The sequence below is a fragment of the Parahaliea mediterranea genome (genome assembly GCF_017255185.1).
Taxonomy (GTDB): domain Bacteria; phylum Pseudomonadota; class Gammaproteobacteria; order Pseudomonadales; family Halieaceae; genus JAFKCZ01.
The window spans coordinates 1-12,249 of sequence record NZ_JAFKCZ010000022.1; the positions used below are offsets into that span (position 1 = coordinate 1).

Here is a 12,249-nt window from a genome sequence, read left to right on the forward strand (position 1 = left end):
AAGGCCAGCGGTGAGCGATACCCACCGCAAGTACAGGCCGGATATACGGCAGCAACCTGTCCCTGTCAGCCCTGACGTCTGAGCCTTGCAAACGGGGAGGAGACCATATACGAATAAATTCGACCCTACAGAGGGCAACATACCCGGCTAAATGGGGTCAGACCCCTTTTTCGCTTTTTTGCCCCCACTCGCCGTTCATGCGACCAAATCGGGCGAAAAAAGACGGCTAAATGGGGTCAGACCCCTTTTTCGTCTCCGCCACATGGGGCTATATGGGCTATATGGGCTATATGGGCTATATGGGGTCAGACCCCTTTTTCGCTTTTTTGCCCCCACTCGCCGCTCACGCGACCAAATCGGGTGAAAAAAGACCACCGCCGCCCAAATATCAGCCATTTATTTGCCGTTGTACGTCGCTTAGGCGAAAATAGCGCCCCATTTTTCAGCCCCCACTCCCTTACCCTGGAGACTCCAATGCCGTCCCGCACTGATCTCGCCAATGCCATTCGCGCCCTGAGCATGGACGCCGTCCAGCGTGCCAAAAGCGGCCACCCGGGCGCGCCCATGGGCATGGCGGATATCGCCGAAGTCCTGTGGAACGACTTCCTGCAGCACAACCCCGCCAACCCCGATTGGCCCAACCGCGACCGTTTCGTGCTGTCCAACGGCCACGGCTCCATGCTGATTTACTCGCTGCTGCACCTGAGCGGCTACGACCTGCCCATGGAGCAGCTGAAGAACTTCCGCCAGCTGCACAGCGCCACCCCGGGTCACCCGGAATACGGCTACGCCCCCGGGGTGGAGACCACCACCGGCCCCCTGGGCCAGGGTATCAGTAACGGCGTGGGCATGGCCCTGGCGGAGAAGGTGCTGGGGGCCCAGTTCAACCGCCCCGGCCACGAGGTTGTCGATCACTTTACCTACGTGTTCCTCGGTGATGGCTGCCTGATGGAGGGTATTTCCCATGAGGTCTGTTCCCTGGCGGGGACCCTGGGACTGGGCAAGCTGATTGCTTTCTACGACGACAACGGCATCTCCATCGACGGTGAAGTCGAGGGCTGGTTCACCGACGACACCCCGCGCCGTTTCGAGGCCTACAACTGGCAGGTGATACCCGCGGTGGACGGTCACGACCCCGAGGCGGTACAAGCCGCGATCGAGGCGGCCCGGGCCGAAACCGGCAAGCCCACGCTGATTTGCTGCCGTACGGTGATCGGCAAGGGCGCGCCCAACAAGGCCGGCACCGAGAGCTGCCACGGCGCGCCCCTGGGGGACGACGAGGTGGCGGCGACCCGCGAGGCCATCGGCTGGGCCCATGCGCCCTTTACCGTGCCCGAGGATATCTACGCCGGCTGGGACGCCACCAGCGCCGGCGCCGCGCGCGAGCAGGCCTGGGAGCAGGCCATGACGGCCTATGCCGGGGAACACCCGGAGCTGGCGGCGGAGTTGCGCCGCCGCCTGGCGGGCGAGCTGCCCGCGGATTTTGCCGCCGAGGCCGAGGCCTATATCGCCCGCTGCCAGGCCGAGGGGGAGAGCATCGCCTCCCGCAAGGCCTCGCAGAACTGCCTCAACGCCTACGGGCCGTTGCTGCCGGAACTGCTGGGCGGTTCCGCCGACCTGGCCGGCTCCAACCTCACCATCTGGAGCGACTCCAAGGGTGTCAGCGCCGACGACGCGGCCGGCAACTACATATACTACGGGGTGCGTGAGTTCGGCATGTCGGCGATCATGAACGGCGTCGCCCTGCACGGCGGCTTCGTGCCCTACGGCGCCACCTTCCTGATGTTCATGGAGTACGCCCGCAACGCGGTGCGCATGGCGGCGCTGATGAAGCAGCGCAGCCTGTTCGTCTATACCCACGACTCCATTGGCCTGGGCGAGGACGGCCCCACCCACCAGCCGGTGGAGCAGCTCACCGCCCTGCGCGCCACGCCCAACCTGCACACCTGGCGACCCTGCGACACCGTGGAATCCGCGGTGGCCTGGAAGGCCGCCATCGAGCGCAGCGACGGTCCCGCGGCGCTGGTGTTCTCGCGCCAGGGCCTGCCGCACCAGCAGCGCGACGAGGCGCAGGTCGCGGCCATCGCCCGCGGCGGCTACATCTTGCGCGACTGTGAGGGCCAGCCCGACGCGATCCTCATCGCCACCGGCTCCGAGGTGGGCCTGGCGATGGACGCGGCCGGCCAACTGGCGCAAAACGGCAGGGCGGTGCGCGTGGTGTCCATGCCCAGCGCCGAGGTTTTCTGCGCCCAGGACGCCGCCTACCGGGAGTCGGTGCTGCCCTCGGATGTCCTCGCCCGAGTGGCGGTGGAAGCCGGCCACGTGGACTACTGGCACAAATTCGTCGGTCTCGACGGCCGCGTGGTGGGCATGTCCACCTTCGGCGAATCGGCCCCCGCCGGGGACCTGATGAAGGAATTCGGCTTCACCGTGGACAACGTGGTGGCCGCGGTGGAAGACGTCCTCCTGGAGGACTGATTGCCGGGAGGGCGTGTGTTGAGGCTGGCAATCAATGGCTATGGCCGCATTGGCCGCGGCGTCCTCAGGGCGCTGTACGAAAGCCCCCTGAGGGAGCGTTTGCAGGTGGTGGCGATCAATGAGATCGCCGACGCCCGCACGGTGCTGCACCTGTCGCGCTACGACTCCACCCACGGGCGTTTTCCCCTGCCCCTGGAGGGGGGCGAGGACGGCCTGGTCGTCGATGGCGACCGCATCGCGCTGCTGCGGGAGGCGAGCATCGACCGCCTGCCCTGGGGCGAGCTGGGGGTGGATGTGGTGCTGGAGTGCACCGGCGCCTTCACCGACCGGGCCACCGCCGAGCGCCACCTGGCGCAGGGCGCACAGCGGGTGCTGTTCTCCCAGCCGGCGCAGCCGGACGTGGACGCCACCGTGGTCTACGGCATCAACCAGGACTGCCTGGCGGCGGGGCACCGCATCGTCTCGGCCGCCTCCTGCACCACCAACGGCATCGTGCCGGTGATCAAGGCCCTGGACGACGCCGTGGGTATCGACAGCGGCACCATCACCACCATCCATTCGGCGATGAACGACCAGCCGGTGCTGGACGCCTATCACCACACCGACCTGCGCAAGACGCGGGCGGCCTCGCAGTCGATCATACCGGTGGATACCGCCCTGGCCCTGGGGGTCGAGCGCATCCTGCCGGAGATGGCCGGGCGCTTTACCGCCCAGGCCTTGCGGGTGCCCACGCTCAACGTGTCGGCCATGGACCTGACCGTGCAAACCACCCGCGACACCGATGTCGAGGCCGTCAACGCCGCGCTGCGCGCGGCGGCCGCCGACCGCTTCGACGGGGTGCTGGGTTTTACCACCGAGCCCCTGGCGTCCTGCGATTTCAACCACGACCCCCGCTCCAGCATCGTCGACGCCAACCAGACCCGGGTCAGCGGCCGGCGACTGGTCAAGGTGCTGACCTGGTTCGACAACGAGTGGGGCTACGCCAACCGGATGCTGGATGTGGCGGCGCACTGGGCGGGCGCTCTTAATAGCAATTGAACAGGTCATCCTGACCTGTCCAATTGTCGCCAGAGAAATGCAGGCGCAGATGTGCGAATCTGCTGGCATTTCTCTGGCTCGCGCCGGCTTTGGCCGGCGGAGCGGCAGGGTCTGCCCCGTGAGCGCAGCGAGCGCTTTGGGCACTTCCATGTGCCGCGGTATTATTTTTCTTGCTTAAGGAGTGTTGAATGAGCCTGCAAGTAACACAGATGCGCGACCTGGACCTGGCGGGCAAGCGGGTGCTGATCCGCGAGGACCTGAACGTGCCCCTCAAGGACGGCCGGGTAAGCAGCGACGCCCGCATCCGCGCGGCCCTGCCCACGATACAGACGGCCCTGGAGGCCGGGGCAAAAGTGCTGCTGATGTCGCACCTGGGCCGGCCCACCGAGGGCGAGTTCGACGCGGCGTTTTCCCTGGCGCCGGTGGCCGAGCACCTGGCGGGCCTGCTCGGCCGGCCGGTAAGGCTGGTGGAGGACTGGCGCGGTGGTGTCGATCTCGCCGGGGGCGAGGTGGCGTTGCTGGAAAACGTGCGCTTCAACCCGGGCGAGAAAAAAGACGACGAGACCTTGGCCAAAGCCTACGCCGCGCTGTGCGACGTGTTTGTGATGGACGCCTTCGGCACCGCTCACCGGGCCCAGGCCTCCACCCACGGGGTGGCGAAATTCGCCCCCGTGGCCTGCGCCGGTCCCTTGCTGGCGGGGGAGCTGGACGCCCTGGAAAAAGCCCTGTCCAACCCGGCGCGGCCGATGGTTGCCATTGTCGGCGGCTCCAAGGTGTCCACCAAGCTCACGGTGCTGGAAACCCTGGCCACCAAGGTGGACCAGCTGGTGGTCGGTGGCGGCATCGCCAATACCTTCCTCGCCGCCAGCGGCAAGCCGGTGGGCAAGTCGCTGTGCGAGCACGACCTGATCCCCGCCGCCCGCGAGCTGATGGCCAAGACCGAGATTCCCCTGCCCGCCGATGTGGTTACCGGCAAGGAGTTCTCCGAATCCGCCACGGCTGAACACAAGGCCGCGGAAGACGTGGCCGACGACGACATGATTTTCGACATCGGCCCCCAGGCCTCGGCGGCCATCGCCGACATCCTCAAGGCCGCCGGCACTATTTTGTGGAACGGTCCGGTGGGGGTGTTCGAATTCGACCAGTTCGCCGGCGGGACCCGGGCCCTGTCCGAGGCCATCGCCGACAGCCCCGCTTTCTCCCTGGCGGGGGGCGGCGATACCCTGGCGGCGATTGACAAATTCGGCATCGCCGATAAGGTCTCCTATATTTCCACCGGCGGTGGCGCCTTCCTGGAATACGTGGAAGGCAAAACCCTGCCGGCCGTGGCCGTGCTTGAACAGCGTGCGCGCGAGCAGTCCAATTCACAGTAAGAGGTAATACCATGGCACTCATCAGCATGCGGCAATTGCTGGACCACGCCGCGGAACACGGTTACGGCGTACCGGCGTTCAACGTCAACAACCTGGAGCAGACCCGGGCCATCATGGAGGCCGCCGACGAGACCAACTCGCCGGTGATCATGCAAGCCAGCGCCGGCGCCCGCAAATACGCCGGGGCGCCCTTTTTGCGCCACCTGATCCTGGCCGCCATCGAGGAGTTCCCGCACATTCCGGTGGTCATGCACCAGGATCACGGGGTGTCGCCGGCGGTGTGCCAGCGCTCCATCCAGCTCGGTTTTTCCTCGGTGATGATGGACGGTTCCCTGGGTACCGACGGCAAGACGCCGATGGATTACGACTACAACGTCAATGTCACCCGCCAGGCGGTGGAGATAGCCCATGCCTGCGGCGTGTCGGTGGAGGGTGAGCTGGGTTGCCTGGGCTCGCTGGAGACCGGCCAGGCCGGCGAGGAAGACGGTATCGGCGCCGAGGGCATCCTCAGCCACGACCAGCTGCTGACCGACCCCGAGGAGGCCGCCGAGTTCGTCAAGGCCACCGGTGTGGACGCCCTGGCCATCGCCTGCGGCACCAGCCACGGCGCCTACAAGTTCACCCGTCCGCCCACCGGCGATATCCTGGCCATCGATCGCATCAAGGAAATCCACGCCCGCATTCCCAATACCCACCTGGTGATGCACGGCTCCTCCTCGGTGCCCCAGGAGTGGCTGGCGATCATCAATGAATTCGGCGGCGAGATGCCCGAGACCTACGGCGTGCCGGTGGAGCAGATCCAGGAGGGCATCCGCCACGGGGTGCGCAAGGTGAATATCGATACCGACCTGCGCCTGGCTTCCACCGGCGCGGTACGCCGCTTCCTGGCGGAAAACCCCAGTGAATTCGACCCGCGCAAGTTCCTCATCCCCACCATCAAGGCGATGAAGGATATCTGCGTGGCGCGCTACGAGGCCTTTGGCACCGCCGGCAACGCCGACAAGATCAAGGTGCGTTCGCTGGCGGCGATGCAGGAAGCCTACGACGCGGGCGAGCTGACACCGAAGGTCAACTGAGGCCGCGGCCCGGGCGCAATGGATTGCTTCCCGGTCGCTAGAATACCCCGGTTATAGAGGGGCAGGCCCTCGACCCTGCAGGGGTGGGAAAATCTCCCTGTAGGGCGCACAGCGGGCTCCTCTTTTCGGGTCATTTATTGCGCCATGGTCGAATGAATTCGACCCTACACCGTGCTGGAGCCGCAATTGAATGGGCTCGCCGAATGGGCTCGCCCAGAATGTACATCCACAATGGTGAAACGCGCCCTGACACCTGATTCACTACAGCAACTTCGCGAGAGCCTGCCGCCCTTCCAGCAATGCGCGCCACTGCCGGCGCAGTTGGATGACTACCTGCGCTTCTACCAGCTCGACTTCGGCGGAGACAGCGGCCTGGAGCATCGCATCGGCACGGTGTCTTCCGGCGATTTCACCCTGGCCGTGCAGCGCTGGCTGCGCCCCGGCGCCAGCCACAACCTGTTGCTGGTGCACGGCTATTTCGACCACGTCGGGCTGTTCGGCAAGCTGGTCGACTACGGTTTGTCGCGCGGCTGCAACGTGCTGGCCTTCGACCTGCCCGGTCACGGCCTGTCCAGCGGCGCCCCGGCGGCCATCGAGGACTTCGCCCACTACGGTGACAGTGTCGCCGCGGTACTGGCGGCGGCGGACCTGCCGGGCCTGCCCACCTGGGTGATGGCCCAGAGCACCGGCGCCTCGGCGGTGATCGATTTCGCCCGGCGCCACAGTTGGCCCTTCAGCGACACGGTGCTGCTGGCGCCCCTGCTGCGGCCGGTGCACTGGCGCCAGGTACGGGCGGCGCACTTGTTGCTGCGGCCTTTCCTGGAATCGGTCCCGCGACGCTTCGCGGTCAACTCCTCCGATGCCCGGTTCCTCGATTTTTTACAGCGCGATCCACTGCAGCCCAGGCGAATACCGGTGAGTTGGGTGGGAGCCCTGCGGCGCTGGCTTGCGGAGCTGGCGTTGGCGGATCTTGGCGTGGGGCCGGCCCTGGTTGTGCAGGGCAATGCCGATGGCACCGTCGACTGGCGCTATAACCTGCCGCAGATGGGCAAATTGTTCCCCGGCTGTCACATTGCGATGATTCCGGATGCGGGACACCACCTGGCCAATGAAGCGGAAGCCCTGCGGCAGCGTTACCTGGCAGAGGTGGATCGCTATATCGGGCTGGTTCCGCGGTAGTGTCTGGCGATCGCGCCCGCGCCTTGGTTGAATGAATGACCCGAAAAGAGGGGCCTGCTGTCGACGCTACAGCGGGGCTGTCCGCCCCTGTAGGGCGGAATTCATTCCGCCGCTTTGGATCATTCGTTGCGCGGGCGGCGCGGTCGAATGCATTCGACCTTAATGCATCCGACCGTACAGGTACCTGTCCTCTGGCCGTCAGGCGGGAATATGCAAAAACTCCCGCACCCCGTCGAAGAACATCTGCACCGCGATGATCACCAGGATCATCCCCATCAGCCGCTCCATCGCAATCAGGCCGCGGTTGCCCAGTGCCCGCAACAGCAGCGGCGATAGCATCAGCAGCGCCGCCGACACCGCCCAGGCGCCCACCAGGGCGAGGGTCCAGTCGAACATCCGGTCCGGATCGGTGTTCACCATCAGCATGGCGATCGCCAGGGAGGAGGGGCCGGCCACCATGGGAATGGCCAGGGGCACGATAAAGGGTTCGCCCTCGGGGGTGTCGCCCATCATGCCGTAGGGCGAGGGAAAGATCATGCGCACCGCGATCAGGAACAGGATGATGGCCCCGGCGATGCGGATCGACTCCTGCTGCAGCCCCAGCAGGTCGAGCAAACTGGAACCCGCGAACAGGAAGATCAGCAACACCACCAGGGCAATCAGCAGCTCGCGAAAGATCACCCACTGGCGTCGTTTGGCGTCGACATCCTTGAGCACCGACAGGAATACCGGCACGTTGCCCACCGGATCCATGACCAGTAGCAGCGTGACGAAAGCCGAAATTGTGTCCATGTTGCCCCTGGTGTTTGTGGTGAAAGCGTGCCTGCGCGCAGTATAAAGAGTTTGCCGGCGGGGGCCCAGCGGGGGCGCCCCGTGGGCACTGCACTGCCGGATCAATGGTGCTAAACTCAAACAAGGCCATACGATAATGAGTAGTAGAGAGGCCACCGATGATGACCGGCAATGTTTCGCGCGCACTGCTTGTGCTGCTGCTGACTCCGCTCCTGTTTGCCTGCGCAACGCACCCACCGGTGGAGCGCAGTATCGGCGTATCGGAAGCGCAACTCCTCGACGGCGCGCGGCTGGGTGTCGGTCCGGACCAGCACGTCGAGTCGGTGTCCCTGATCGCGGTCAACGACGATATGCGCGCCTTCCTGCGCGAACACGTCCCCGACGACGCCGGGGATTTGCGCAAGGTTGAACTGATTCTCGGGGCGATTTTGCAGGACGGCCTGCAATTGTCCTACAACAACTTCAAGACCTACACCGCGCAGGAGGCCTTCTACAGCCGCGAGGGCAACTGCATGTCCTTCACCAGCCTGTTCGTGGCCCTGGCCAGGGAGGCCGGTGTCGACGTGGTGTTCCAGGAGGTGGAGGTACCGCCGACCTGGAGCGAGCGGGGTGAATCCTGGCTTTACAACCTGCACATCAATGCGGTGGTCGATATTCCCGGCGGCCAGCAGGTGGTGGACTTCAGTCTCGAGAACTACAGCAGCGAATACCGGCGCCAGCCACTGGGCGATGCGGAGGCCCTGGCCCGCTACCACAGCAACATGGGCGTGCACTGGATGAGCGAGGGCGATCCCCGGCAGGCCTTTCTGCACCTCAAGCGCTCGCTGGAGCTGAGTGACCAGCGGGGCTTCGTCTGGTCCAACCTGGGCACCCTGTATCGGCGTGGCGGCGACCTGGAGGCCGCGGAGGCCGCCTATCTCAAGGCGGTGGCGCTGGACAACGAGCCTTCCGCCAACAGCAACCTGGCGCGCCTGTACCGGCAGCTCGGGCAAGCGGAGCTCGCGGCCTACTACAAAAACCGGGTACAGATGTTCCGCCGCAAGAATCCCTACTACCTGTTTCACCTTGCGGAAGAGGCCTACGCCCGGGCGGACTACGACGAGGCGGCGACGCTCCTGCGCACCGCGATCCGCCGGGATGGCAAGGAGCACCAATTCCATCGCCTGCTGGGCCTGGTATACACGCGCGAAGGCGACCTGGGTGCCGCCCGGCGCAGTTTCGAAAGGGCTGTCGCGCTGGCGGAGGGCCGGGAGAAGGAAAACTATAACCACAAGCTGGAACTACTGGCTGGCGCGCATTAGCAGTGCACGGCGCCGGCTGGCGTGCAGGCCCCGGTTTACAGGGGCCGCGCGATGACTTTGCCAAGGGGTGAAACACGGTGAGTACCGCGGTAACTCAGTTGCAACAGCAAGGGCTGCAGGCCCTGCGCACCGGTAATGCGGCGGATGCCGAACGCCTGTTTTTACAGGCCATTGACAGCGGGGGCAGTGACGCGGCCCTGTGGTTGGCGCTCGCCTTCGCGCGGGTGAACCAGGGGCACGCCGCGACGGCGCTGGAGGCGGTTGACCAGGCCCTGTCGGTGGAGCCGCGCAATCTGCGCGCCCTGCTGTTCAAGGCCGACCACCTGGATCGGATGGGCGAAAAACGCGCTGCCCTGGGGTACTACCAGGCGGCGCTGAAAGTCGCCGCCGGTGAGGCGCAGGTGCCGCGGGACGTGGCCCAGGCCCTGCGGCGTGCCGCGGAGGTCTGCGGACGTCAGGCGCGGGACTATGAAGACTTCCTGCGGCGGGCTCTCTCGGAACACGGCGCCGATCCCGCGACTTCGCCACGTTTCGCCGAGTCGCTGGAAATCGCCTTCGGCAAGCAGCCGCTGCAGCTTCAGCAGCCCACGCGCTACTGCTTCCCGGGCCTGCCGCAACAGGCTTTTTACCCGCGAGAACAGTTTTCCTGGGTCGCTGAACTCGAGGCCCAGACGGACGTGATCCGCGAGGAACTCGAGCGTGTTCTGGAGGATCCGCGGGCCTTCGAGCCCTACCTGCAAACACAGCACAACCAACCGAAACTGAACAACCAGCAAAACCTGGACAGCATGGACTGGAGCGCCTGCTACCTGTGGCGCGAAGGGGCGCTGAATACCGGCATGGCCCAGCGCTGTCCGCGTACCGTCGAGGCCCTGTCCCGCCTGCCCCTGTGCCAGATTCCGGGGCAGATGCCCTCGGTGCTGTTTTCGCGGCTCTCCCCCGGCGCCACCATCGTGCCTCACTATGGCGCCGTGAACACGCGGCTGATCTGCCACCTGCCGTTGATTGTACCCCCCGACTGCGGCGCGCTGCGCGTGGGCAACTACCAGCGGCCCTGGCGCGAGGGTGAGTTGCTGATCTTCGATGACAGCATGGAGCACGAGGCCTGGAACCCGAGCGCGCGGGAGCGGGTCGTGCTGTTGTTCGACATCTGGCGGCCCGAGCTGAACGAAGAGGAACGCCAGTGGGTATCGAGGATGCTGCAGGCGGTGAAAGCCTATGAGGCCGGATAAAAAAAGGCCGGCATGGGCCGGCCTTTGGAATTACTCGCGCTTTGTTGTTGAGGCGAGGCTCACGGTTTACGGCGAGCAACAAACACGTTAACGCTGTGCCACGCTGATGGATATCCTACAACAGCCGATTTGGCTTGGCCACGATTCAGGCTGTTTTTTGTGCGATTTAGGCGCCGGGTTCCGGCGCAGTTTGTTATTATCCGCTTGATTCACAGCCTGCCATTCGCGGCTGGTTGCCAATGCCCTTCGGGGCGATTTCGATAACAACCACCCTGGAGTTTACAACCATGGCAGAGGCAGAGTCCCGGGATGCATCCAGCGCTGCCGATTGGGATGTCTACTGGCGAGGCACCCACGAAAAAGCAGCGCACCAGGCTGGCGGAGCCCAGGACGCGGCCCTGGAAGCCTTCTGGCGGGAGCTGTTCGATCGCCGCCTCGCCACTTGCGAGCAACCCCGGCTCCTCGATCTCGCGAGCGGCAATGGTGCGGTCACTGGCTTCGCCGCGCAATCCTGCCCGGCGACGCTGCTGTATGCGGCGGATGCCTCCGAGTATGCCCTGCGGGCATTGCGCGAACGCTTTTCGGCTTGCCGGTGCACCGTGGCCGATGCGCTGCGACCGCCTTTTGCCGCGGGTAGCTTTGATATCGTGGCCAGTCAGTTCGGGCTCGAGTACGCCGGTATCGACGCGCTGGGCCGGGCCGCGGAACTGGTCGCGCCGGGCGGTTCGCTGGCGGCAGTGCTGCACTTGAAAGGCGGTGCGATCGACCGCGAATGCGCGGTGAACCACCGGGCGATTGTCGCTATCCAGGATAGCCGGCTGCTGCCGCTGGCGCGCGCGGCCTTTACCGCCGGCTTTGCCCTGAACGCGGGTAGCGGCAGTGTGGACGCTTTCAAGTCCGCGGAGCGGGCCTTTACCCCCGCCGTGAGGTCGCTGGAAAAGCTGCTGGCGCAGATGGGCAATGGTGTGGCCGGGGGGCTGGCGCGACAGTTGTACGATGATATCGCGCACATGTACCAAAGGATGTCAGCCTATGCCCCGGGGGATATTCTGGGTTGGGTCGATGGCATGACCGCTGAACTGGAGGCCTACCGCGCGCGCATGGCGTCGATGACCGCGGTGGCCCTGGACGAAGTGACCCTCCGGGCCGCGCTGGATCAGCTGGCCGCGGAGGGTTTCGTCGTGGATAGGTGTGACAAGCTGTTGATGGGCGCGGGAGCCGCGCAGGGCGCCTGGGCGGTGGTGCTACACCGAATTCAGAACTGACCGCCCAACTCAGGTACCGGAACCGGCGTGGGTTTGGGTTTGCGCGCCGCCGCGCTGGACGGCTTCCGCCGCCGCGCGGCTATCGCGCTGTTCCTGCTCCCACTGCTGATTGGTTTTGCAGACCCGGGTGCCGATACGCGTGCCGGTTCTGATGATGGATTTGCAGCTGATGGCGTTGGGGCCGGTTTCCGGCGCGTCGTTGCTGGCCACCTGCTGTTTGGCCACATCGCCGGAGGTGCCGGCGCAGGCGGATAACAGGGCCGTCAAGCCAAGGGACAGTACAGCTGTCGGAAAACGAAGTGCCATGATTATCTCCAATATTGTTGTGCGTGGCGTCCGAATCAGTGTCTGCCTGCAAGGCCGGCAAGTCAAGGCATATGCGGGTTTTTGGCCGCTTATTCGCTGATAATCCAGTGATTTGCGGCAATTTACCGGCCCCTGGATTCGCGAACTCACTGCCTTCCATCACCCGGCTTCTGCCATGCTCTCTGCTATGCTTTAGGAAGGACTTACCG

General features: G+C 65.2%; 10 protein-coding genes. 8 read left to right on the forward strand and 2 right to left on the reverse strand.

The features are described from left to right. The first annotated feature begins 474 nt into the window (after positions 1-474). The 5 genes from tkt (at position 475) to JYP50_RS20615 (ending at position 7,144) form a co-directional block, all read left to right on the forward strand. Entirely contained in the window at positions 475-2,478 is a 2,004-nt protein-coding gene (gene tkt / locus JYP50_RS20595) for a transketolase (RefSeq protein WP_206562458.1), read from the forward strand. Between the two features lie 15 nt (positions 2,479-2,493). Beyond that, the gene (gene gap / locus JYP50_RS20600; protein WP_206562459.1) at positions 2,494-3,516 is read left to right on the forward strand and encodes a type I glyceraldehyde-3-phosphate dehydrogenase; all 1,023 of its coding nucleotides are present in this window, start codon (positions 2,494-2,496) and stop codon (positions 3,514-3,516) included. A gap of 188 nt (positions 3,517-3,704) precedes the next feature. Continuing rightward, positions 3,705-4,889: a phosphoglycerate kinase gene (locus tag JYP50_RS20605; protein WP_277602580.1), complete on the forward strand. Its 1,185-nt coding sequence runs from the start codon at positions 3,705-3,707 to the stop codon at positions 4,887-4,889. Between the two features lie 11 nt (positions 4,890-4,900). Then, complete coding sequence (gene fba, locus JYP50_RS20610; protein WP_206562460.1) at positions 4,901-5,965, forward strand: class II fructose-bisphosphate aldolase; 1,065 nt, start codon at positions 4,901-4,903, stop codon at positions 5,963-5,965. Between the two features lie 231 nt (positions 5,966-6,196). Beyond that, positions 6,197-7,144: an alpha/beta hydrolase gene (locus JYP50_RS20615; RefSeq protein WP_206562461.1), complete on the forward strand. Its 948-nt coding sequence runs from the start codon at positions 6,197-6,199 to the stop codon at positions 7,142-7,144. A 198-nt stretch (positions 7,145-7,342) separates the two neighbouring features. Here the strand turns inward: JYP50_RS20615 and JYP50_RS20620 are convergent, their stop codons facing one another. Continuing rightward, on the reverse strand, positions 7,343-7,936 hold the full coding sequence (locus JYP50_RS20620) for a YhgN family NAAT transporter (protein WP_206562462.1): 594 nt from the start codon (positions 7,934-7,936) through the stop codon (positions 7,343-7,345). A 158-nt stretch (positions 7,937-8,094) separates the two neighbouring features. Between JYP50_RS20620 and JYP50_RS20625 the strand changes: the two genes are divergently transcribed. The 3 genes from JYP50_RS20625 (at position 8,095) to JYP50_RS20635 (ending at position 11,734) form a co-directional block, all read left to right on the forward strand. Then, entirely contained in the window at positions 8,095-9,237 is a 1,143-nt protein-coding gene (locus tag JYP50_RS20625; RefSeq protein WP_206562463.1) for a tetratricopeptide repeat protein, read from the forward strand. Positions 9,238-9,569: 332 nt separating this feature from the next. Beyond that, a complete protein-coding gene (locus JYP50_RS20630) occupies positions 9,570-10,469 on the forward strand; it encodes an aspartyl/asparaginyl beta-hydroxylase domain-containing protein (protein WP_241263396.1) in 900 nt (299 codons plus the stop codon). 287 nt (positions 10,470-10,756) lie between these two features. Beyond that, a complete protein-coding gene (locus JYP50_RS20635; protein ID WP_206562465.1) occupies positions 10,757-11,734 on the forward strand; it encodes a class I SAM-dependent methyltransferase in 978 nt (325 codons plus the stop codon). 9 nt (positions 11,735-11,743) lie between these two features. On the opposite strand, the gene JYP50_RS20640 is transcribed toward JYP50_RS20635, so the two are convergent. Beyond that, positions 11,744-12,040, reverse strand: a complete 297-nt coding sequence (locus JYP50_RS20640) for a hypothetical protein (RefSeq protein ID WP_206562466.1) — start codon at positions 12,038-12,040, stop codon at positions 11,744-11,746. Positions 12,041-12,249: the final 209 nt, after the last annotated feature.

Coding starts and splice junctions, on each gene's coding strand:
- tkt (WP_206562458.1), top strand. CDS start 475: ATGCCGTCCCGCACTGATCTCGCCAATGCCATTCGCGCCCTGAGCATG.
- JYP50_RS20605 (WP_277602580.1), top strand. CDS start 3,705: ATGAGCCTGCAAGTAACACAGATGCGCGACCTGGACCTGGCGGGCAAG.
- fba (WP_206562460.1), top strand. CDS start 4,901: ATGGCACTCATCAGCATGCGGCAATTGCTGGACCACGCCGCGGAACAC.
- JYP50_RS20615 (WP_206562461.1), top strand. CDS start 6,197: ATGGTGAAACGCGCCCTGACACCTGATTCACTACAGCAACTTCGCGAG.
- JYP50_RS20620 (WP_206562462.1), bottom strand. CDS start 7,936: ATGGACACAATTTCGGCTTTCGTCACGCTGCTACTGGTCATGGATCCG.
- JYP50_RS20625 (WP_206562463.1), top strand. CDS start 8,095: ATGATGACCGGCAATGTTTCGCGCGCACTGCTTGTGCTGCTGCTGACT.
- JYP50_RS20630 (WP_241263396.1), top strand. CDS start 9,570: ATGGGCGAAAAACGCGCTGCCCTGGGGTACTACCAGGCGGCGCTGAAA.
- JYP50_RS20635 (WP_206562465.1), top strand. CDS start 10,757: ATGGCAGAGGCAGAGTCCCGGGATGCATCCAGCGCTGCCGATTGGGAT.
- JYP50_RS20640 (WP_206562466.1), bottom strand. CDS start 12,040: ATGGCACTTCGTTTTCCGACAGCTGTACTGTCCCTTGGCTTGACGGCC.